At 57.1% G+C, this 22582-nt stretch carries 19 protein-coding genes and 1 tRNA gene; 15 read left to right on the forward strand and 5 right to left on the reverse strand.

What is annotated here, in order from left to right:
• The first annotated feature begins 46 nt into the window (after positions 1 to 46).
• From guaB to MN186_RS01600, 6 genes are all read left to right on the forward strand, one after another.
• Positions 47 to 1495 (forward strand): IMP dehydrogenase, encoded by a 1449-nt coding sequence (guaB, locus tag MN186_RS01575; RefSeq protein ID WP_242111078.1) that lies wholly within the window; start codon positions 47 to 49, stop codon positions 1493 to 1495.
• 48 nt (positions 1496 to 1543) lie between these two features.
• Positions 1544 to 2716: an RsmB/NOP family class I SAM-dependent RNA methyltransferase gene (locus tag MN186_RS01580; protein ID WP_242111079.1), complete on the forward strand. Its 1173-nt coding sequence runs from the start codon at positions 1544 to 1546 to the stop codon at positions 2714 to 2716.
• A 103-nt stretch (positions 2717 to 2819) separates the two neighbouring features.
• Positions 2820 to 5408, forward strand: coding sequence for a hybrid sensor histidine kinase/response regulator (locus MN186_RS01585; RefSeq protein WP_420838880.1), 2589 nt, complete (start codon positions 2820 to 2822; stop codon positions 5406 to 5408).
• Between the two features lie 204 nt (positions 5409 to 5612).
• Positions 5613 to 6689, forward strand: coding sequence for a recombinase RecA (gene recA, locus MN186_RS01590; protein WP_275066112.1), 1077 nt, complete (start codon positions 5613 to 5615; stop codon positions 6687 to 6689).
• A 126-nt stretch (positions 6690 to 6815) separates the two neighbouring features.
• Positions 6816 to 9461, forward strand: a complete 2646-nt coding sequence (alaS, locus tag MN186_RS01595; RefSeq protein ID WP_242111080.1) for an alanine--tRNA ligase — start codon at positions 6816 to 6818, stop codon at positions 9459 to 9461.
• Between the two features lie 78 nt (positions 9462 to 9539).
• Positions 9540 to 9827: a DUF1330 domain-containing protein gene (locus MN186_RS01600; RefSeq protein WP_242111081.1), complete on the forward strand. Its 288-nt coding sequence runs from the start codon at positions 9540 to 9542 to the stop codon at positions 9825 to 9827.
• Positions 9828 to 9890: 63 nt separating this feature from the next.
• Here the strand turns inward: MN186_RS01600 and typA are convergent, their stop codons facing one another.
• From typA to MN186_RS01615, 3 genes are all read right to left on the reverse strand, one after another.
• Positions 9891 to 11714 carry a translational GTPase TypA gene (gene typA / locus MN186_RS01605; RefSeq protein ID WP_242111082.1) on the reverse strand — a complete coding sequence of 608 codons (1824 nt, stop codon included), beginning with the start codon at positions 11712 to 11714 and terminating at the stop codon, positions 9891 to 9893.
• Between the two features lie 128 nt (positions 11715 to 11842).
• Positions 11843 to 12172 (reverse strand): SMR family transporter, encoded by a 330-nt coding sequence (locus MN186_RS01610; RefSeq protein WP_242111083.1) that lies wholly within the window; start codon positions 12170 to 12172, stop codon positions 11843 to 11845.
• Between the two features lie 22 nt (positions 12173 to 12194).
• Entirely contained in the window at positions 12195 to 12992 is a 798-nt protein-coding gene (locus MN186_RS01615; RefSeq protein ID WP_242111084.1) for an enoyl-CoA hydratase, read from the reverse strand.
• Between the two features lie 57 nt (positions 12993 to 13049).
• Here MN186_RS01615 and MN186_RS01620 point away from each other — a divergent pair, with 57 nt between their 5' ends.
• The 7 genes from MN186_RS01620 (at position 13050) to MN186_RS16595 (ending at position 18564) form a co-directional block, all read left to right on the forward strand.
• Complete coding sequence (locus tag MN186_RS01620) at positions 13050 to 13475, forward strand: PaaI family thioesterase (RefSeq protein WP_242111085.1); 426 nt, start codon at positions 13050 to 13052, stop codon at positions 13473 to 13475.
• 54 nt (positions 13476 to 13529) lie between these two features.
• Positions 13530 to 14528 (forward strand): SLAC1 anion channel family protein, encoded by a 999-nt coding sequence (locus MN186_RS01625; RefSeq protein WP_242111086.1) that lies wholly within the window; start codon positions 13530 to 13532, stop codon positions 14526 to 14528.
• 159 nt (positions 14529 to 14687) lie between these two features.
• Positions 14688 to 15152: a 50S ribosomal protein L13 gene (rplM, locus tag MN186_RS01630; protein ID WP_242111087.1), complete on the forward strand. Its 465-nt coding sequence runs from the start codon at positions 14688 to 14690 to the stop codon at positions 15150 to 15152.
• A gap of 2 nt (positions 15153 to 15154) precedes the next feature.
• The gene (rpsI, locus tag MN186_RS01635) at positions 15155 to 15643 is read left to right on the forward strand and encodes a 30S ribosomal protein S9 (protein WP_242111088.1); all 489 of its coding nucleotides are present in this window, start codon (positions 15155 to 15157) and stop codon (positions 15641 to 15643) included.
• A gap of 398 nt (positions 15644 to 16041) precedes the next feature.
• Positions 16042 to 17862, forward strand: coding sequence for a M10 family metallopeptidase (locus MN186_RS01640; RefSeq protein ID WP_242111089.1), 1821 nt, complete (start codon positions 16042 to 16044; stop codon positions 17860 to 17862).
• 139 nt (positions 17863 to 18001) lie between these two features.
• Positions 18002 to 18078, forward strand: a tRNA-Arg gene (locus MN186_RS01645).
• Between the two features lie 51 nt (positions 18079 to 18129).
• Entirely contained in the window at positions 18130 to 18564 is a 435-nt protein-coding gene (locus tag MN186_RS16595; protein WP_353890307.1) for a nucleotidyltransferase domain-containing protein, read from the forward strand.
• Between the two features lie 6 nt (positions 18565 to 18570).
• Here MN186_RS16595 and MN186_RS01650 read toward each other — a convergent pair whose 3' ends face one another.
• Positions 18571 to 19311 (reverse strand): glutamine amidotransferase, encoded by a 741-nt coding sequence (locus tag MN186_RS01650; RefSeq protein ID WP_242111210.1) that lies wholly within the window; start codon positions 19309 to 19311, stop codon positions 18571 to 18573.
• Between the two features lie 191 nt (positions 19312 to 19502).
• Between MN186_RS01650 and MN186_RS01655 the strand changes: the two genes are divergently transcribed.
• Positions 19503 to 21161, forward strand: coding sequence for a tetrathionate reductase family octaheme c-type cytochrome (locus tag MN186_RS01655; protein WP_242111090.1), 1659 nt, complete (start codon positions 19503 to 19505; stop codon positions 21159 to 21161).
• The gene (locus MN186_RS01660) at positions 21154 to 21819 is read left to right on the forward strand and encodes a cytochrome b/b6 domain-containing protein (RefSeq protein WP_242111091.1); all 666 of its coding nucleotides are present in this window, start codon (positions 21154 to 21156) and stop codon (positions 21817 to 21819) included. The genes MN186_RS01655 and MN186_RS01660 overlap by 8 nt, the downstream gene beginning before the upstream one ends.
• A gap of 94 nt (positions 21820 to 21913) precedes the next feature.
• On the opposite strand, the gene mepK is transcribed toward MN186_RS01660, so the two are convergent.
• Positions 21914 to 22459 (reverse strand): peptidoglycan L,D-endopeptidase MepK, encoded by a 546-nt coding sequence (gene mepK, locus MN186_RS01665; RefSeq protein WP_420838883.1) that lies wholly within the window; start codon positions 22457 to 22459, stop codon positions 21914 to 21916.
• Positions 22460 to 22582 lie beyond the last annotated feature (123 nt).

A 22582-nucleotide genomic window follows, 5' to 3' on the forward strand; every position in this document is an offset into this window, starting at 1 on the left:
CGTGAGATAGGGACGTGCCAAACGAACCCTCCCGAGGAGAAAGCCCATGGAGATTCGCGAGGCGCTCACTTTCGATGACGTCCTTCTGGTTCCGGCCGCCAGCAACGTGTTACCGTCCACCGCGGACACGACCACGTTCGTCACGCGCTCAATTGCCATGAACATCCCACTTCTGAGTTCGGCAATGGATACTGTGACCGAAGCCCGCATGGCCATCGCTATGGCGCAATCGGGCGGCATTGGCGTGGTCCACAAGAACCTTGAAATTGACGAGCAGGCCGAACAGGTGCGCCGTGTGAAGCGGTTTGAAAGCGGGATCGTCTATAACCCGATCACCTTGACACCTGACCAGACGCTGGCGGACGCCAAACAGCTTCAAGAACGCTATCGCGTCACGGGCTTTCCGGTGGTGGACGCACGCGGCCGCGTTGTCGGCATCGTGACCAACCGTGACATGCGCTTTGCCAGTGATGACGACACACCGGTCAAGGTGATGATGACATCGAACGACCTGGCAATGCTGCAAGAACCTGCTGAGTTGGAAGAGGCGAAAAGCCTGATGAAGGCCCGCCGGATTGAAAAGCTTCTTGTCACTGACGCGGATGGTAAGCTGACGGGGCTTTTGACCCTGAAGGACACCGAGCAAGCCGTGCTGAACCCCACCGCGTGCAAGGATGACCTTGGACGCCTGCGCGTGGCGGCGGCCAGTTCGGTCGGTGACACCGGTTTTGCACGTTCCGAAGCGCTCATTGATGCGGGCGTCGATATCGTTGTGATCGACACGGCCCACGGTCATTCCGAAGGTGTGATCGAAGCAGTGCAGCGCGTCAAGGCCCTGTCCAGCGGCGTTCAGGTGATCGCCGGCAATGTGGCGACGGGGGATGCGACCCGTGCCCTTATCGACGCGGGCGCGGACGCGGTGAAGGTCGGCATAGGGCCGGGATCAATCTGTACGACGCGGATGGTGGCGGGGGTCGGTGTGCCTCAGTTAACGGCGATTGACGATTGCGCGACTGCCGCCGGTGACGTGCCGGTGATTGCCGATGGAGGTATCAAGTTTTCGGGCGATTTCGCCAAGGCGATCGCGGCGGGCGCAAGCTGCGCGATGGTCGGCTCGATGATAGCTGGCACGGATGAAAGCCCCGGCGAGGTGATCTTGTATCAAGGTCGTTCGTTCAAAGCCTATCGCGGCATGGGGTCGATTGGCGCGATGGCGCGCGGTTCGGCGGATCGCTATTTCCAGAAGGATGCGGCGTCCGACAAACTGGTTCCCGAAGGGATCGAGGGGCAGGTGCCCTATAACGGTCCGGCAGGCACGGTGATTCACCAGTTGGTTGGCGGTTTGCGGGCCGCCATGGGCTATACTGGTTGTGCCACAGTGGCCGAGATGCGCGAAAAGTGTCAGTTCGTGAAGATAACCGGCGCAGGATTGAAGGAAAGCCATGTGCATGATGTGCAGATCACACGTGAGAGTCCGAACTATAGGATCGGGTAGGGTTATCATGGTGCTGTGCGGTGAAATTCATGTAAGCTGGCGGACGCGATGACGCCCGGCGCCCGCGTCGCAGCTGCGATAGAGATTCTTGATCTCTATCTGTCCGGCACCCCCGCCGAACAGGCCCTGACGGGTTGGGGGCGACGCCATCGGTTCGCCGGTTCCAAGGATCGCGCGGCGATCCGTGACCATGTGTTTGATGCGCTCCGTCGACTCAAATCTTCGAGGGCCTTGGGCGGCGGTGATACCGGGCGGGCGATCATGATCGGGTTGTTGCGCGGCCAAGGGCGCGATCCAGACACGCTTTTTACCGGTGAAGGCCACGCGCCTGCACCTTTGACCGACGCAGAAGGCCAAGCTGGCCGGGCCCCCACCCGGGCCGAGCGGCTAGACTGCCCCGATTGGTTGTTGCCGCAGTTCGACGACAGTCTTGGCCCGCAGGCCGAGGATGTGCTGCTGGCCCTGCGCAATCGCGCGCCGGTTTTTCTGCGTGTCAACACGGCCCGCGTAACGCTTGATCAGGCGCAAGAGATATTATCTCGGGACGGCATCGTGACGCAGCCTCACGCGGGTGCTGATACTGCGCTGGAAGTTTTGGAAAATCCGCGTAAAATCAACAACTCAAGAGCCTTTCTTGATGGAGCCGTAGAGCTTCAGGACGCCGCATCGCAAGCGGTCGTCGCTGCGCTGCAGGTGACGCCGGGGATGCGTGTTTTGGACTATTGTGCGGGCGGTGGTGGCAAGGCGCTGGCGTTGGCAGCAATGGGGGCCGAGGTGGTTGCCCATGACATCGCGCCTGCCCGGATGAAAGACCTGCCCGCACGGGCTGCACGCGCAGGCTGTCGCATCCAGATCGCCACACCGGACAGCCTGCCCGAGCTTCTTGCCGTTCAAGGACCTTTCGATCTTGCCTTTGCAGACGCGCCCTGTTCGGGCAGCGGGTCGTGGCGGCGCGTGCCTCAGGGGAAATGGCTGCTGACGCCCGACCGGCTGTCCGCGTTGCACAGGACACAACGACAGGTGTTGGCGCTGCTTGCGACCCTGATCAAACCAGGCGGGGTTGTAGCATATGCCACATGCTCGGTCCTGACGTCTGAAAATCGTGTCCAAGTGAACGGGTTCGTTGCAGAACATCCGGATTACGAGTGTGCTTTCGACCGTCAGCTTTTGCCGACGGATGGGGGTGACGGGTTCTACGTTGCACGTTTAGGGCGAACATAGGGCTTGGCAGAAGCAACCTAAGATTGTTAACTGGTCCCGTTAATCGGCATTTAACCCTTGAGCTTACACAAATAGGGGGCCGATTCTGTAAAAGGGGACCCCCGTGTCGCATGCCGATCTGTTGCCAAATCCGTTGATTGACATCGCGCTGCGCCTGTCGCAGCGGTTGGGGTATTTGTTGACCTTGGCCGTGCTTTTCATCGGCTCTGCCTGGTTTGTGGGCTTTCCGGTGCCGGGACTGATCCTGCTGCTTATCGGTCTGACGTTCCTGTCGCTTGCGACAACAGTCTATGGCGTTGCAGCTTTTCATCGCCGGCGGCGAAAAAACCTGTTTCGAACGGTAAAACAATTTTTGGATAGGGATGCAGCGTTGGCTTTTTCGACTGATGCCGACGGAATGATCCATTATCAAAATGCCACGGCGACCGCGGAATTCGGTGATCAGACGGGCGCGACGCTCGCAGGCGCGTTGAAAGATCTGTTTGCCGCGCCCGCGTCCGTCCTCTTCCGGTTGCAAAACAAGGCACAGGCCAAGGGAGCAGCGCGCGAAGACATCGTGCTTAGGCGCGGCCATGTCCGCCTGTCGGTCCATGCTGTCGGCGAAGGTGGCTATCTTTGGCGGTTGGAAGGTTTCGGTGAACGTGGACCGGGCGGGCGCACCGGCGAAAACATCAGCCTGCCGATGATGACTGTGTCGAAATCCGGTACTATTCTGTTCATGAACGAGGCCGCCCGCCGCCTGTTGGGTGGGCGTGAAACGACACTGGATCGTGTCTTTACCGAATTGCCGATCCAGGCGGGCACAATCGCGCAGGTTTCCGCCAAGGACGGCCCGGTGCCGGCCTTCATCTGCGAGCTTGAAATCAACGCTGGTCGACGCGAAATCTATCTTTTGCCGCCGCCCTCGGGCCCGGCTATCACCAGCGAGGAGTGGTCCTTTATCGACCGCCTGCCGGTGCCGCTGATCAAGCTTGATACGATGGGCGCCATTACTATGGCCAACCGTCGCGCACGGGCGTTGCTGGGCGATGAAACCGCCATCGGTACGCAATTGGCCGATCAGGTCGAAGGTCTTGGCCGCCCTGTATCAGAATGGCTGCGCGAAGCCCATGCAGGCCGCCATTTGGGTCGGGCTGAAGTCGTGCGCGCTGTCAAACCCGAAGAAGACGTATTCTTGCAGATATCGCTAGGGCAAGTGGCCGACGAAGCGGGGCGTGCGTTGGTAGCGGTGCTGCAGGACGCGACCGAACTAAAAACCCTTGAGGCACAGTTTGTTCAAAGCCAGAAGATGGAGGCGATCGGCCAACTGGCCGGCGGCGTTGCACATGATTTCAACAATCTTCTGACCGCCATATCAGGCCATTGCGACCTTTTGCTTCTGGGCCGTGACGAGAAGGACCCGGAATACTCGGACCTGTCGCAGATTCATCAGAACGCTAACCGCGCCGCGGCACTTGTTGGACAATTGCTGGCATTCTCGCGCAAGCAAACGCTGTGTCCTGAAAAACTGGCTTTAACCGAATCCCTCTCGGACCTGACGCATCTGCTGAACCGTCTGGTGGGCGAAAAGGTGTCACTGGAACTGGATCACGATCCCGATCTGATGCCTGTCCGCGCCGACCGGCGGCAATTGGATCAGGTGGTGATGAACCTTGTAGTAAATGCGCGTGATGCGATGAGTGCTGGTGGGTCGATCCGTGTTGAAACCCGAAATGTCTGCATCAAACAGGCGCTGCATAGAGACCGTGCAACAGTTCCCGCCGGCGACTATGTCGCGATCCGCGTAATTGATCAGGGAACCGGCATTCCGACCGATAAGATCAATAAAATTTTCGAACCGTTCTTTACCACCAAAGGGGCCGGAAAAGGCACCGGATTAGGCCTGTCGATGGCCTACGGCATCGTAAAGCAGATGGGAGGGTTCATATTCGTGGACTCGATCCCTGGAACAGGCACGACGTTTACCCTGTATTTTCCCGCGTACCACGATTCTGATCTAGCGCCGGAAGATGGCGCCGGACAGATTGAAGCGTACAATAATCCTGCCGCATTCGGAAATTCTGGCCACGACGTGGGTATCCCCCATAGTCGTGCGTCAGAGGCATCAATGGAACCGCAGATACTGGCAACACTGGACTCGCTCAGCACTGATGATCAATTGTTCACAGACGGGGGGGCTGCCCAAGGTGATTTCGCGTCGGACGGGCGACCCTTTGTATCGGCGAAACCAACGACGACCGAGGCGCCGAATGTCGCGTCGACCCAACGGGGGTATGCTGATGGCACGCGGGGGGTGCCCAAGCCTACCCACAACCTTGCCGACGGTGATGATGGTATCGTTTTATTGGTGGAGGACGAAGCCCCGGTACGTGCGTTTGCGTCGCGGGCCTTGCGGATGCGGGGCTATACCGTGCTGGAAGCTGAAAATGCCGAAGAGGCATTGAAAACGCTGGAAGATACAACCTTGACTGTTGATATATTCGTCACCGATGTGATCATGCCGGGGATGGATGGCCCGACTTGGGTTGCCAAGGCGTTGGAAGATCGGCCGGGTGTGAAGGTTGTTTTCGTTTCGGGCTACGCAGAGGATTCGGTGTCAGAACACCAATCACGCATCCCGAATTCAGTATTCCTGCCCAAACCGTTTTCGTTGACGGATCTCACTGCAACGGTCCAACGACAACTGCATTGAACGATTTTGAGATCCCTATTTACAAGCGGTTTGCGGGCTATTTGTTGTTGTTAACACTTCGGTTACCAATCCTGTGCAAGAGTCGTTGCTGAAAACAAGACTTGAAATGTTCCTGATTTGTGCTCATAACGGATTTGAGAACAAGAGCAGAACACGAGCGTGATTGCCGCCCGTCCGCGGGTGTGGAATAAGGGATGATAAGAAATGGCAACGGCGGATATCTTTGACATGAAACGTGACGGTGACAAACAAAAGGCGCTTGATAGCGCATTGGCGCAGATCGAACGGCAGTTTGGCAAGGGGTCGATCATGAAGCTTGGGGCGGACAATCCTGTTGCCGAGATTGCTTCGACATCGACCGGATCTTTGGGGCTGGATATCGCGCTTGGTATAGGTGGATTGCCCAAAGGGCGGATTATCGAGGTTTATGGGCCGGAAAGCTCGGGTAAGACAACGCTGACGCTGCACTGCGTTGCCGAAGAACAAAAAAAGGGGGGGGTTTGCGCTTTTGTCGATGCTGAACACGCGCTTGATCCGCAATATGCCAAAAAATTGGGCGTTGATCTGGATGAGTTGCTGATCAGCCAGCCCGACACTGGCGAACAGGCGCTTGAAATTGTGGACACGCTGGTGCGGTCGGGGGCTGTGAACATGGTCGTGGTCGACTCGGTTGCAGCCTTGACGCCGCGGTCGGAACTGGAAGGCGATATGGGCGACAGCAGCGTGGGCGTGCAGGCCCGGTTGATGAGCCAGGCGATGCGCAAACTGACCGGCTCGATCTCGCGTTCCAAATGTACGGTTGTGTTCATCAACCAGATTCGCATGAAAATCGGTGTCATGTTTGGCAGCCCGGAAACCACTTCGGGCGGCAACGCACTGAAATTTTACAGCTCGGTACGGCTGGATATCCGGCGGATCGGTGCGATCAAGGACCGGGACGAGGTTGTCGGCAACGCAACGCGCGTCAAAGTCGTCAAGAACAAAGTCGCGCCACCCTTCAAACAGGTTGAATTTGACATCATGTATGGCGAAGGCATCTCGAAGATGGGTGAACTGCTGGATCTAGGAGTCAAGGCCGGTGTGGTCGAGAAATCGGGATCTTGGTTCAGCTATGGCGACGAACGCATCGGCCAGGGCCGTGAGAACGCCAAGAATTACCTGCGCGAAAATACCCGCACCGCGCTTGAGATTGAAGACAAGATCCGTGCCGCCCACGGGCTGGATTTCGATATGCCCGAAGGTGAAAAAGGTGCGGATGATGATGGGCTGCTTGAAGCCTGATCAAACCAACGGCACATGACGAAGGCCGGGTTTTTGCCCGGCCTTTCTTTTTGCACTGTGCCCCGGTGGACAGGGGGGGCTGGCGACTGTAAACGAAGGTGACCGCCCTTTCAGAGACAAGATATCATGGCCAGCCTTAACGACATCCGCGCGACCTTCCTGACATATTTCAAAGATAACGGGCACGAAGTGGTCGACAGCTCGCCTTTGGTGCCGCGCAATGACCCGACGCTGATGTTTGTCAACTCGGGCATGGTGCAGTTCAAAAACCTGTTTACGGGGATCGAAACGCGCGATTACACCCGTGCGACCACAGCCCAGAAATGTGTGCGTGCAGGTGGCAAGCACAATGACCTGGATAACGTGGGCTACACCGCCCGCCACCACACGTTTTTCGAAATGTTAGGCAATTTCAGTTTCGGAGATTATTTCAAGGATGAGGCGATCCCGTTTGCGTGGGATCTTATCACGAAAGAATTCGGCATTGACCCCAAGCGGCTGTTGACGACCGTGTATCACACAGATGACGAAGCGTTCGAGCTCTGGAAAAAGGTCGGCGTGCCGGAAGATCGGATCATCCGCATCGATACGGCCGACAATTTCTGGCAGATGGGCCCAACAGGCCCTTGCGGTCCCTGCACCGAGATTTTCTATGATCACGGCGACCATATCTGGGGTGGGCCTCCGGGCAGCGCCGACGAAGATGGCGACCGGTTCATCGAGATCTGGAACATCGTCTTCATGCAGAACGAACAGTTCGACGATGGCTCGATGAAAACGTTGGAGATGCAGTCGATTGATACCGGCATGGGGCTGGAGCGTATCGGCGCACTTCTGCAAGGCAGCCACGACAATTATGATACTGACTTGTTCAAGGCACTGATCGAAGCATCGGCCCACGCGACCAATGTCGACCCCTATGGCGACAAGAATGTGCATCATCGGGTGATTGCGGACCATTTGCGCTCGACTTCGTTTTTGATGGCGGATGGCGTGTTGCCGTCCAACGAAGGGCGCGGCTATGTGCTGCGTCGGATCATGCGTCGCGCCATGCGCCATGCTCATTTGCTGGGTGCGCAAGACCCGATCATGCACCGCTTGGTGCCCGAACTTGTGGCGCAGATGGGGCAGGCCTATCCCGAACTTGGCCGCGCGCAGACCATGATTGAAGAAACGCTTCTAAACGAAGAAACGCGTTTCAAGAAGACGCTCGACCGCGGTTTGAAGCTGCTGGATGATGAGGTAACGGACTTGCCTGAAGGCGTAGATCTGCCGGGTGAAACGGCGTTCAAGCTCTATGACACTTATGGCTTCCCGCTGGATTTGACCCAGGATGCGCTGCGCGAAAAGGGACGTGGGGTCGATCAAGCTGGTTTTGACACAGCGATGAACGAACAGAAGGCTCGTGCGCGGGCCGCGTGGTCAGGATCGGGCGAGGCAGCCGATGCGACCATCTGGTTCGATCTGGCCGAACAGCATGGCGTGACCGAGTTTTTGGGCTATGACACCGAACATGCCGAAGGGCAGGTGCTTGCGCTTGTATCAGACGGCGGTTTGACCGACAGCGCAAAGGCGGGCGACGAAGTTCAGATTGTCGTGAACCAAACGCCATTTTATGCCGAAGCGGGCGGTCAGGTTGGCGATAGCGGTCTGATCCGTACCGACACCGGATCGGCGCACATCACCGACACGAAAAAGGTTGCGGATGTGTTTATCCATTTTGCCAAGGTTGACGAGGGCGAGGTTGCCAAAGGGCAGGCGGCCGAACTGGCCGTCGATCATCTGCGCCGCACGGCAATCCGCGCCAACCACTCGGCCACGCACCTGCTGCACGAAGCGCTGCGTAGCGAGTTGGGTGATCATGTGGCACAGCGCGGGTCGCTGAATGCGCCCGATCGTCTGCGGTTCGATTTCAGCCACAACAAGGCGGTGTCGTCGCGCGAGCTTGGAAACATCGCGCGCGAGGTGAACACCTATATCCGGCAAAACGCGCCGGTTGAGACGCGGATTATGACGCCGGATGACGCGCGCGACATGGGCGCGCAGGCGTTGTTTGGCGAGAAGTATGGCGACGAGGTGCGCGTCGTGTCGATGGGGCATTCGCCCACGGGCAAGGGCACGGACGGTCAGACCTATTCGATTGAACTGTGCGGCGGCACCCATGTCAAACAGACTGGCGACATTGGCGTTTGCGTTATCCTGTCTGAAGGGGCCAGCGCGGCGGGCATTCGCCGGATCGAGGCGCTGACCGGCAAGACCGCCGTTGCGTATATCGAAGCAGAAGCTGCCCGAGCCTCGGAACTGCAAGGCATGTTGAAGGCCAAGCCGGACGAGGTTGTGGATCGCGTCAAGGCGTTGTTGGACGACCGTAAGGCGTTGCAGGGCGAGATTTCGGCGTTGAAACGCGAATTGGCAAAAGCTGCGGGGGCCGGGGCGGAAGCCAAGGACGTCAATGGCGTGAACTTCCTTGCCATGACCATCGCCGGTGTCGCCGGGAAAGACCTGCAAACACTTGTGAATGAACAGAAAGACGCGCTTGGATCAGGTGCGGTTCTGATCATTTCAGACAATGACGGCAAGGTTGCCGTTGCCGCCGGAGTGACGCCGGATATGACCGACCGCGTGTCGGCGGTTGATCTCGTCAAGGCGGCCGTTCCGGCACTGGGCGGAAAGGGCGGTGGTGGCCGCCCTGAATTGGCCCAAGGCGGGGGGCAGGATTTCTCCGGGGCCAAGGCCGCTGTGGCCGCTGCCGAGGCTGCCATCGCGGGCTGACAGGCCCCATTGCAAAATCTGATTGGCCGCGTATCGTCTGCTGACTTACGCGGCCTTTTTTATTGCAGGAGAAACACGATGCCCGCCCTTTGGATTGCCCATGTAACCGTTACCGATGATGAGGCTTATGGCAAATATGCAGCCCTTGCCGGACCCGCGATTGCCAAACATGGCGGACGTTTCATCGCGCGCGGCGGGCGTTATGTGCAGTTGGAGGGTAAGGAACGTCCCCGCAATGTCGTGGCGAAATTTCCCAGCGTTGCGGCGGCTGAGGGCTGTTATCATTCGCCCGACTATCAAGAGGCGCTGAGCCATGCCCGTGGCGCATCTGAGCGCGAATTGTTGATTGTCGAGACGGACGAATGACCCGCCGATAAAACGAAAAAGCCCCGGATAAACGCCGGGGCTTTCGTGTTTCAATCGTAAGCTTTACTGATCCGTCGACCGCGCGTGTCGTTTGCGTTCATGCGGATCCAGGAAGCGTTTGCGCAGCCGGATGTTGTTCGGTGTCACCTCAACCAGTTCATCGTTGTCGATATAGGCGATAGCCTCTTCCAGCGACATCGTGATCGGGGTGGTCAGCCGCACGGCTTCATCCGTGCCCGAGGCGCGCACGTTGGTCAGTTTCTTGCCTTTCAACGGGTTCACTTCCAGATCATTTTCGCGGCTGTGTTCGCCGATGATCATGCCTTGATAAACATTTTCCTGCGCGCCGATGAACATGCGGCCGCGATCTTCGAGGTTCCAAAGCGCATAGGCGACCGAGGTCCCGTTTTCCATCGAGATCAAAACCCCCGCACGACGGCCCGGAATATCACCTTTGTGCGGTGCCCAGCCGTGGAACACGCGGTTCAGAACGCCGGTGCCGCGTGTATCGGTCAGAAACTCGCCATGATAGCCGATCAGCCCGCGCGACGGCACATGGGCGATGATCCGGGTTTTGCCAGCGCCTGCGGGCTTCATCTCGGTCAACTCGCCCTTGCGCGATCCCGTCAGTTTTTCGATCACCACGCCGGAGTATTCGTCGTCCACGTCTACGGTGACTTCCTCGATTGGCTCTACGGTCTGGCCGTTTTCTTCACGCATGATCACCTGCGGGCGCGAGATCGACAGCTCGAACCCTTCGCGGCGCATGTTCTCGATCAGCACGCCCATCTGCAATTCGCCGCGGCCCGAGACTTCGAACGCCTCGCCGCCGGGGGTGTCAGCGATCTTGATCGCGACGTTGCTTTCGGCCTCTTTCATCAACCGGTTGCGGATGACGCGCGATTGAACTTTCTTGCCGTCGCGGCCCGCCAGCGGGCTGTCATTGATGCCGAAAGTCACGGTGATGGTGGGCGGGTCGATGGGTTGGGCATCCAGCGGTTCATCCACGGCCAACGCGCAGATCGTGTCGGCCACGGTCGCCTTTGACATACCCGCCAGCGATACAATATCGCCTGCCAGTGCTTCGTCGATGTCTTGTTGCCCCAGACCACGGAACGCCTGAATACGAGTGACCCTGAACTGTTCGATCTTCTGGCCGACGCGCGACAGGGCTTGCACGGTGGCACCAACCTTGAGCCGCCCGGTTTCTACGCGACCGGTCAGCAGGCGGCCGACGAATGGGTCGGCCCCCAGCGTGGTCGCCAGCATCGAGAAATCTTCGTCCTGATGGGCCAGTTGGCGCGGGGCAGGGACGTGGTTCACGATCAGGTTGAACAGCGCGTGCAAATCCTTGCGCGGCCCGTCCAGTTCCGCATCCGCCCAGCCATTGCGGCCCGAGGCATACATATGCGGAAAGTCCAGCTGGTCGTCATCTGCGCCAAGGCTGGCGAACAGATCAAAACATTCGTCCAGCGCGCGGTCAGGTTCCGCGTCCGGTTTATCGACCTTGTTCAGGACGACGATGGGGCGCAAACCCAGCGCCAAGGCTTTCGAGGTCACGAACTTGGTCTGCGGCATCGGCCCCTCCGCGGCGTCCACCAGCAAAACAACGCCATCGACCATCGACAGGATCCGCTCAACCTCGCCACCGAAGTCAGCGTGTCCGGGGGTGTCGACGATATTGATCCGTGTGCCTTTATATTCGACCGATGTAGGCTTGGCGAAAATGGTGATCCCACGCTCACGCTCCAAATCGTCAGAATCCATGACGCGTTCAGCGACGGCCTGGTTTTCCCGGAACGCACCGGATTGTTTCAGAAGCTCGTCAACAAGGGTCGTCTTGCCGTGGTCAACGTGTGCGATGATCGCGATATTGCGCAGGTCCATAGGGCCACCTTAAAGGGGAAACATAATGAATGTGTTCGAGGTCAGGAGCCGCGCATAGCTTGGTTGGGCCATGAAATCCACCCCAAAATCCGGTGCGCGTTAATTTCTGTGAGCTGCACGCCCACCTGTCAATGCGGGGCGGCCTGCGAAAACAGGTGAATTATGAGGATACCACCAAGGATCATGGACAGCCCAAGCAGCGCGGGCAGGTCCAGCTTTTGCCCAAAAAGCGCATATCCGATGATCGCAATCAACACGATCCCCAGCCCCGACCAGATTGCATAGACGATGCCAACCGCCATGTATTTCAGCGTCCAGCTTAACAAGATAAAGCTGATCGCATACGCCACCACCACTGTCACCGAAGGCCACAGGCGTGAAAATTGCTGACTGGCCTGAAGGGCGGTCGTGCCGATGGTTTCGGCGATAACCGCCAACAAGAGGATCAGATAGGGCATGGTGGCCTTCGCGATTAGGGGGTTAGCGGGATTGATCCCAGTCCGGTTTGCGTTTTTCGATGAAGGCGCTAATGCCTTCCTCGGTGTCGCGCAGCATCATGTTTTCGACCATCGCGGCACCGGCGAAGGCATAGGCGGCCTCAAGCGACATATCGGCCTGATCGTAAAAGCTCGCCTTGCCGATCTTGACCGCCGCGCCGAGCTTCGAGGCCACTGTCTGAGCAAGCTCGTCGGTTGCCGCGCGCAACTGATCGTGCGGGACGACGCGGTTGACCAGCCCGACTTCGCGCGCGCGGGTGGCGTCGATGAATTCGCCGGTAGTCAGCATTTCAAATGCGACCTTGCGTGGCACGTTACGGGTCAGGGCCACCATGGGGGTCGAGCAGAACAAGCCGATATTCACGCCGTTCACGCCAAACCGCGTGCCTTCGGCGGCCACAGCCATGTCGCATGTTGCCAGAAGCTGACAGCCTGCGGCGGTGGCGATGCCGTGCGCTTGGGCAATGACAGGCTGGGGCAGGCGGGGGATCATGCACATGACCTCGGCGCAGCGGTCAAAAAGGTCTTTGAAATAGGCCGCGCCGCCATCCTCGGCCTGGCGTCCGGCAGTCATTTCCTTCAGGTCGTGGCCTGCGCAAAAGACCTTGCCTGCGCCTTCGATCACGACTGCGCGGATCGAGGTGTCATCGGCCAATGCTTCGAATTCCGCCTTCAGGGCGGCGAGCATTGCGTCCGACAACGCATTCAGCGCGCCGGGGTTGTTCAGGGTCAAACGAGCAACTGACGCTGCGTCCTCTCTGATCAGAAGTGGGTCTGCCATCTTGTCCTCCAGTCACGTTCCGGCACACGATAGGCGGGAAAATCTCGGGGGGAAACCATGCAATTGAAAATGTCACGCAATGAACTGCAAACCTTTATGGAGGAAGCCTTCCCCCAGGTTGCTCCCGATTTCGAGATTGCCGATCTGGCGCCGATGCAAGTGACCGTGCGCACCCGGATTGGTGACAAGCATCTACGCCCCGGTGGCACCGTGTCCGGCCCGACGATGTTTGCGCTGGCCGATGTGTCGATCTATCTGGCGATCCTTGCGATGATCGGACCAAAGGCGCTGGCGGTTACGACCAATTGTTCCATCGATTTCATGCGCAAACCTGCCGCCGACACTGATTTGGTGGCCCATGCCCGGCTGCACAAGCTGGGCCGTGTTTTGGCGGTGGGGGATGTGATGATCCATTCCGAAGGCAACGACGCACCAGTTGCCCGCGCCAGTTTGACCTACTCGATCCCGCCGGAACGGGGTTGACCGCGGCTGGGGATTGGCGCACCAAAAAGTTGAATATATCGACACGAGGCTACGATGTCCCATCCTTCGACCACCCCGCCCGATCCCATCACACCACCGGCCGAGACCAGCCGGCTGGCACATTTCCCTGTTACGTTCTACGCCATTCTGATGGGGCTTTTCGGGCTGACACTTGCGCTGCACGCAGGCGTACCGGCTTTTCCGTGGCTGGCCCATGCCTCGTCTCTGGTGCTTTTGATCGGGGTCGCCATCCTGCTGGTCGTGTCGGGTTTTTATATCGCCAAGGCCATGCGTTATCCCGCAATGGTGGCCGAGGAATGGCATCACCCGGTAAAAGTCGCGTTCTTTCCCACCATCACGATATCGCTGTTATTGTTGGCAACCGCGATCCACAGCTATAACCCGATGCTGGCGGAATGGGTGTGGCTGGCTGGCGTCGTGGGGCAGGGTGTTCTGACCATTGCCGTGGTGACGGGCTGGATCAGCCACCGCAGCTTTCAGGTGGGCCACCTGACGCCTGCATGGTTCATTCCCGCGGTGGGCAACGTTATCGTGCCAATACTGGGCGCACGCCTTGGCTATATCGAGATTTCGTGGCTATTCTTCTCGGGCTGTCTGATCTTCTGGGTGGTGCTGCTGACCCTCGTGATGAACCGGCTGATTTTCCACGACCCGATTGCCGCGCGGCTGTTTCCGACCATGGTGATCCTGATTGCGCCACCCGCTGTCGCGTTTCTTGCCTATGTCAGCATGACCGGGGTCGTGGATGGTTTTGCTCGTATCCTGCTGAATTCCGGCTATATCTTTGCGGCATTGGTTGTGGCGCAAGTCCCGCGACTGGCCAAGTTGCCCTTTGCACTCAGCTGGTGGGCGCTTAGTTTCCCGTTGGCGGCATTGTCGATTGCGTCATTCCGGTTTTCACAACTGGACGGGTCGCGCGCGCACCAGACCATTGGCATGATCGTGTTGGTCGTTCTTGTGCTTGTGGTGCTGGGGTTGATCTATCGCACCGGCAAAGCCATCGCGCGAAACGAGGTCTGTTTGCCGGAGTAAGACGGGATTGGTCCTTCGATTGGCTGATATTTGTGGGGTATAATGATACCTTAATTTTAACCCCTTGTTTTTTAATAATTTATTGACGAAAGCAGCCCTTGACCCCGCGGCCAAAACATCTAGAACCAGCGCATCCGAAACCCAATCAGGGCTGAATCAATGAAAACCTTCTCTGCAACGCCTGCAGATATCGACAAAAAGTGGATCATCATCGACGCCGACGGCGTCGTGCTGGGTCGTCTTGCGTCGATTATCGCAACGCGTCTTCGTGGCAAGCATAAAGCCACATTCACACCGCATATGGACATGGGTGACAATGTCATCGTGATCAACGCGGACAAAGTTCAAATGACCGGCAAGAAGCGCACCGACAAAGTGCACTATTGGCACACTGGCTATCCGGGCGGTATCAAGTCCCGCACCGCTGGTCAGATCCTCGACGGCGAACATCCCGAGCGTCTGTTGACTAAAGCCGTGCAGCGCATGTTGCCGGGCGGACCGCTGAGCCGTCAGCAAATGACCAACCTGCGCATTTACGCCGGCGCCGAGCATCCCCACGAGGCGCAAAGCCCTGAAGTGCTGGACGTCAAATCCATGAACTCCAAAAATACGCGTGAGGGCTGATCATGACTGATGAGATCAAAACACTCGAAGACCTGAACGCCGTTGCCGAAGGCACCGAGGCCGTGGCCGAGATTGCCGCTCCCCGCGAACCCGTTCGCGACGAGTTGGGCCGTTCCTATGCCACCGGCAAGCGTAAAGACGCTGTCGCCCGCGTATGGATCAAGCCGGGTTCCGGCAAGGTCACCGTGAACGGCAAAGAGATGGGCGTTTACTTCGCACGTCCCGTTCTGCAACTGATCGTCCGCCAGCCAGAGCAGATTGCCGGCGTAGAAGGCGAATTTGATGTGGTTGCCACCGTCAAAGGTGGCGGTCTGTCTGGTCAGGCCGGTGCCGTGAAACATGGGATTTCGAAAGCGCTTCAGCTTTACGAACCCAGCCTGCGCGGCGCCTTGAAAGCCGCTGGCTTCCTGACTCGCGACTCGCGCGTTGTGGAACGGAAGAAATACGGCAAGGCTAAAGCCCGTAAGAGCTACCAGTTCTCGAAACGTTAATTCGACGTTTTGGAATATTGAACTTGAAAAGAGCGTTTGCCGATGCAAACGCTCTTTTTAATATTTATGCTGGCGATGATGAACGTGGATCAAACTGCGTTGTGGCTTCGCTATACGCAATGACAAGATCAAAATAGCATTGTTGCTAGGGCGATGACGTTTGATGATATTCTTATTTAGAAGTTGTAATTTTCTATGGCATTTAAAAAGAGAATACCTGATGACTAGGGAAAATGGCGCGGCGACCCTCCATCTGGTTTTCGCAACGTTAAATTGAATTTGTTCGTGTTGTGCGTCACAGCTGCATCTGCGTGTCCGGCTTGGATACGCCTACGGAGGCAAAAGGCTTTTTTGTGGTCAACGGCGCGACGCCAGTAAACGATTGATAGGTAGAAAAAATGGCAAATGGGACGTTGTTTGCATTGTCGGGGTATCTGGCAAACGGGTTTTGGCATCAATCTGGTGGGTCATCCGCAAAATGGAATTTGACCGGCGGCGGAAGCAGTGCGCAATATGGGACGATCACCTATAATGTTGGATATAGCTCTTACGAGTTCGCGGGCCTTTCGTTTGGCCGCCAGCAATTGGTGCGCAAGGCATTCGATTATCTGTCGAATGTGACTGGGATCAACTTCAAGGAGACCGGCTCGTCGAATGGCGACATCGTTTTTGGTGATTCTTATCTTGGGGCTTTCGCTTTTTGGGAAGATTGGAACGGTGACGGGTTCATAAATAAGGCGTATGTCAATATCGACTACAGTTGGGACGGCTGGTCCAACGCGCAGGACGACTATATCTTTCAAACCATTCTGCATGAGATCGGGCATGCGCTAGGTTTGGGTCATCAAGGCTTGTACAATGGCGATGCCAGTTTCCCTGAAAGCGCGCGTTTTTCCAACGACAGTTGGCAAAACAGCATCATGTCTTATTTCCCTCAAACCGATAACCCTAACATCAGGGCCAGTTATGCCGAGGTTCAAACGTTCATGGCGGCCGACTTGTTGGCTCTGGACCGGATGTATGGGAAGCAATCTTATGACGGCAAGACATTCGGCACCTCGAATGCGTTTACCGACCACACCATCTATGGCTTCAATTCGACCATTTCGACGTCAGATGATCCGGTGTTTGGCCGGATGGCGGAATTCGGCACGCAGAAAGCCTATACCATTGCCGATGGTGGGGGCTGGGATACGCTTGATTTTTCGGGCTGGTCTGCGAATCAGCTGATTAACCTTACAATTTCGTCCGCTGCGAGTGGCGCCCCCACATTATCCAATATCGGTGGATTGGTCGGAAATCTGGCTCTCGCTGTCGGTACGGTCATTGAAAGGGCCATTGGTGGGCAGGGCAACGACAAAATTATCGGCAATCAGACCTCAAACGGGCTGTTTGGCGGTGGTGGGAATGATCGGTTGTACGGGCAATCGGGTTCAGACAAGGTTTATGGGAATGCAGGAAACGACAAGCTTTATGCGGCGGCCGGGAACGACCTGTATGATGGAGGGGCGGGGTCGGACTGGATTGTGTTTTCCGGGGCGAGCCGCGTTTTTGTCGACTTAGGTCACACTGGGCCGCAGAATACTGGATATGGCACCGACACAATCGTCGACATTGAACACATACGGGGCGGAGATGTCAGTGACCGGCTGATGGGTAACAGCGATGACAACGTTTTGGTGGGGAATGCTGGACATGATCGGCTGGTAGGCCGCGCCGGAAACGACAAGTTGGTCGGTGGTTCACATAATGATGCACTTTTCGGTGGCGCTGGAAATGACAAAATTTTTGGTAATGCTGGCAATGATAGACTGTATGGTGGAGCTGGAGACGACGCACTAAGGGGTGGTAGCGGGCGTGATATTATTGATGGTGGGGCCGGTAAAGATATCCTTTTCGCAGGTGTGGATCACGATCGCGATGTCTTTGTCTTTCGAAATATAAACGACAGCGTAAATGGACAACTCCGTGATCGGGTATATCAATTCGATAGTGGCGAGGATGATTTACATCTTCGCAAGATTGATGCGAACACAAATGCAGATGGGAACCAACAATTCGGTTTCTCAACCAATGGCGCGCGGGCGCATTCTGTTTGGGTGGAAGAAGCGGGTAAGCATTCGTTAATTCGCGGTGACGTTGATGGTGACGCAATTCATGACTTCGAAATTGCCATTATGGGTGTTGATTCCGTACACTGGAACGATTTTATCTTGTAACATTTCTGATAGCTGATGCGCCGTTTTGCATACTGGCATAGATAAATGTGTCTTGCGAAAAGCATCTTGAATCGATGATCTTTTCATGTTGCGGGGGGTAGGTCGATGCCCTATATCCCCGACAGACGATAAGTCACTGGCACCCGTAGCTCAGCTGGATAGAGCGCTGCCCTCCGAAGGCAGAGGCCAGAGGTTCGAATCCTCTCGGGTGCACCATTCACCTCATTTCGGGTGCACCATTCACCTCATTAGAAACGCTTAAGAGAGCTGTCGAGTGTTCTCGCGCATTGTTACTGTCCTACGTTCTTCCAGCGTCAGACATTAAAGCGATCTGCAGTTGGCAGGTCAAAACATCCCGAGATACTGCAAGTCCTACTTTATGGAAGTCGGGCGCGAGGTGATAATCGACCTGGCAGCGATGTAGATTTAGCTATTGTGATGCGACTGTCTCTGGGTACGGACGGCGGATACGGTAGATGGTTCTTCTGGCATCTAGGCTACCAAGAAATCCTGATCTACACCTTAGCAACGACGTCCATCTTGAACGGTATGAAAAATGTGCTGGGCTTGAAACGGTTTGTCCGGCGGTCGAGAGTGATGGAATACTTTTGTATGAAAAGATGGAAGATTGATGGACTGCTTTGTCATGTTTGGGGCCGCGCAGCGCCAATCTTGTTAGGTTCACCCGGCCAATGGAAATGATGCTGTCTATCTTCGGTACCTAACCACAAAATTCCTTAGAATATTGGCTGGTGCGTGCACGTTTGCCGCGTGGACCATCGCGACCAGCGTTTCGGCAGTTTGGGGTGGGAAATAACCGTGGTGTTTGTAGATGCCGATCCGGGCCTCGAAGCTCTGGGCGTCGGCTTCGGGGTGAAACTGGGTGGCATAGACGTTTTGGCCGAAGCGAACCATTTGAAACGGGCAGGTGGCCGAGGTGACAAGCTGCACGCATCCCTTTGGCAGGTGTTGCATCGCTTCCTTATGGCCCACGAAGGCTTCAAACGCATCGGGAATATTGGCCAGAAGCGGGTCGCGGCGGCCAGCATCCGTCACCCGGCAGGCGCTGGCACTGACCGGTTCGCCGAACCGTTCCTTCGACACCGATCCGGGGGCAAGATGTGCGCCAAGGATACCGATGCCGTAACAACACCCCAGAAACGGGATGTCACGGTCAGTGATCTGCGGCATCAGGGACAGGCAATCGGCCTCGATCTTGGCCTCGACCGGGGTCTTTTTCGCAGGGGGGTCAGACACGCAGCCGGGACCACCACCGACAATCACGCCGGAATAGTCGTCAAGCGACAAATCCGCGGGGATCTCCTGTTGATCCAGTCGGATGCGATGCACCTGGTCCGCAGTCAGACCGCCATTTTCAAGAAAGGCGCGGAATTCATCGTCCGAGGCGTCAGCTTCCGGGCGTAATTGCAGGATCAGAAAGGGTTTCATCGGCACCTCGTCAAATATTGCGTGACGATGCCAAAGGGTCGCGGGGTGGTCAATCATCAACGCAGCCCGGTGGGGCCTTGTCGACTGCCTGCGGCATTTTGGCTCGTTCCCTGTGTGCGTTAAATATATAAAGATATAGAATAGCGAATATATCCTCCGCCGCGCGAACCGGAGTAGGGGAGAAATCAGCCATGAGACACTACCTGACGGTTGTGTTCGCCTTGGTCCTTGCTGCCGTGATAAGCCACGCGGCGCAAGCTCAAGGCGAAAACGCAACTCCGACACCGCCACCCGCGCCACCACCAATCCCGACGACGGCGACGGTGGATCACTCCAAGCTTAAGGTCTTGCAAAAGGAATTTGCAACCGGCACCGAGGTGACGCAGGCCTGTATCAGTTGCCACAACTCGGCTGATGATCAGATCATGCACGCAATCCATTTTACGTGGAATTACGAAAGCGATAGTGGGCAGACCTTAGGGAAAGCCAATGTGATCAATGCGTTCTGTGGCAACGTTGCCGGGAACGAGGCACGCTGCACATCCTGTCACGCAGGCTATGGCTGGGATGATATGTCGGTCACACCGGCCGAGGCGGGCGTCGCGCCCGATTGTCTGGTGTGTCACGACCGATCAGGGCAATACACCAAGACCTCGACCGGTGCTGGCAACCCACCACTGGATCCGGTGAAGCCGGGCACCACGACGATCACCGGCGCGCTGGCTTGGCCGGTTGATCTGACCAAGGCCGCACAATCGGTCGGGAAGCCGGGGCGCGATAACTGCGGCAACTGCCATTTCTATGGCGGCGGCGGCGATAACGTAAAACATGGCGACCTCAGTTCGGTTCTGTATGCCCCTTCAAAAGAGGTGGACGTGCATATGGCGCAGGACGGGCTGAACTTCACCTGTTCAAACTGCCATGTGGAAGATCAGCACAGTTGGGCTGGATCACGTTATGACACCGTGGCCAAAGACGTTGTCGGGCGCGGTAAGCCCGGCGCTGTGCGTACCGCAGCAACCTGCGAAAGCTGCCATGACAGCGACCCGCATCCGATGGACATCAAGGGGATGAAGCTGAATGACCACACCGACAAGGTGGCCTGCCAAACCTGCCACATCCCCGAATTCGCACGCGGCGGCGTAGCTACCAAGACCTTCTGGGACTGGTCCACAGCCGGACGTTTGGATGCGGCGGGCAAGCCGATGCATGAAAGCAATTTCATCCAATCCGATGGCCAAGCGCTGCACACCTATCTGTCCACCAAGGGTGATTTCGAGTGGGAAGAGGATGTCGTGCCCCACTATGCCTGGTTCAACGGCCATGTGGAATACGCCACGGACGAGGTGATTGACCCGACCGCCACGGTCGAGGTTAACCGTATCAATGGGACCGCAGATGGCGCCGACAGCCGGATCTGGCCCTTCAAACGGATGGAGGGGCGCCAAGCTTATGACACCGGCAGCAACAAGCTGGCCTATTCCCATGTCTGGGGTCCGACCACGGACACGGCGTTCTGGACCAACTTCAACTGGCCCAAGGCGATCGAGGCCGGGATGAAAGCCGCAGGGCAGGAATATTCCGGGAATTTCGATTTTGTCGACACGCAGATGTATTGGCCAATCACCCATATGGTCGCGCCGGCCAAGGATGCGCTGAATTGCGGGTCCTGTCACGCGGAAGACGGGCGGCTGGACGGGATCGCGGCGGTCTATATGCCGGGGACCGACCCCCGCTCGCCGGTCGGCTTGGCGGGGATGGCTTTGTTTTTGCTGACCGTTCTTGGCGTCGGCATCCACATTATCCTGCGCATCGTTGGTGGCCGCAAAGGAGGCACAGATCATGGCTAGACGCTTCGTAAAGGTTTACCCGCGGTTTGAACGCTTATGGCACTGGACGCAGATGGTGATGATCATGATCCTGATGTTCACGGGCTTTGGTTTGAACGGTCTGCATTCACTGCTGCCGTTCGGCCCGGCGGTCATGTTGCACACGTTGGCCGCGTTGGTTTTGTTGGCTATTTGGATTTTCGCGACGTTCTGGTTGTTTACCACCGGAACGTGGCGGCAGTTCATCCCGCAGATCGAAGGGCTGTTCAAAATGGCCCGGTTCTATGCCTATGGTGTGTTCCGCGGTGAAGAACCGCCCTATCAAAAGATCTTCTGGCGCAAACATAACCCGCTTCAAGCGTTGACTTATTTTGGTCTGAAAGTGGTGGTGTTCCCGGCAATCTGGGGGTCAGGTCTGCTGTATCTTACCTATAACTTCTGGGCGGCGGACGAAGGGTCGACCTTCATGCTGTACGTGATTGCCAATGTTCATCTTCTGGCGGCCTATGTGATCGCAGCCTTCGTGGTGATCCATGTCTATCTGCTGACTGTCGGCCATGGCTTCCGTGCGCATGTTCGGCCGATGGTGACGGGCTACGACTGTATTGACCTGACGTCAGAGCAGGAAGCCTATCTGGAAACGAACGAGCCGGGGCGGTTGATGCCAAAGAAAGGCTGAAACTGTTCTCCGACTTAAACTCGTCCAAAAGAAAAGGCCCGCCAAATCGGTGGGCCTTTCGCGTTCAACAGAACGGTGGTCAGGGCAAGCTGCCTTAACGTCCCCAACTGCGAACCACGCCGCAATCCATGTGAACGAAGTTGGAACCGGAATATTTTCCAACACCGCCGCCACGGCAGGCCACAGCCGCCTTGAACATCTGGTTGACGGAGCGGGACTTCAGCCGCAGGTCGGCGGCTTGCCCCTTCATGTGCAGCGAGTTCTTGGCAACCCCGCGCGACCGAGACCGCAGCATCGCGTTGGTCTTGGGCGAGCGATAGCCCGACAGCATCATGTAAGGTTCGCGCGCGCCCATAAGTCCGTGAGCGGCGGCCATGATGTCGACGGTGCGTGCGTCGATCGAAATTGCCTGATCTGTGCGCCAATCGCGCATGAAGTGATTGATCTCTTTCAAGGCATCTTTGATATATTTGCCTTCGATCCAATAAATCATGTTGATCGTTTCACCTGTGCGTCCCGAATACATGGCGAGTCTTCGCACATCGCCCCCGCCGCGCAGAAAGCCCGCGGCATTGGCATACATCGGTGCGGCACTTACGGCTGTGGCGGCAAATGCGCCCAGCAAACCGCGGCGAGTCATAACGGAATTGGATCCGACCGAAGTGTCGATAGTCATGTTCCAGCGTGTCCCATCGCTTGCCTGTTTTGCAGCCCCTCAACGGGATCGTTGTCCCATCGGGTTAACAAGTAGTTTAGCCTCTTC

The organism is Aliiroseovarius sediminis (assembly GCF_022678485.1).
GTDB classification, from domain to species: domain Bacteria; phylum Pseudomonadota; class Alphaproteobacteria; order Rhodobacterales; family Rhodobacteraceae; genus Aliiroseovarius; species Aliiroseovarius sediminis.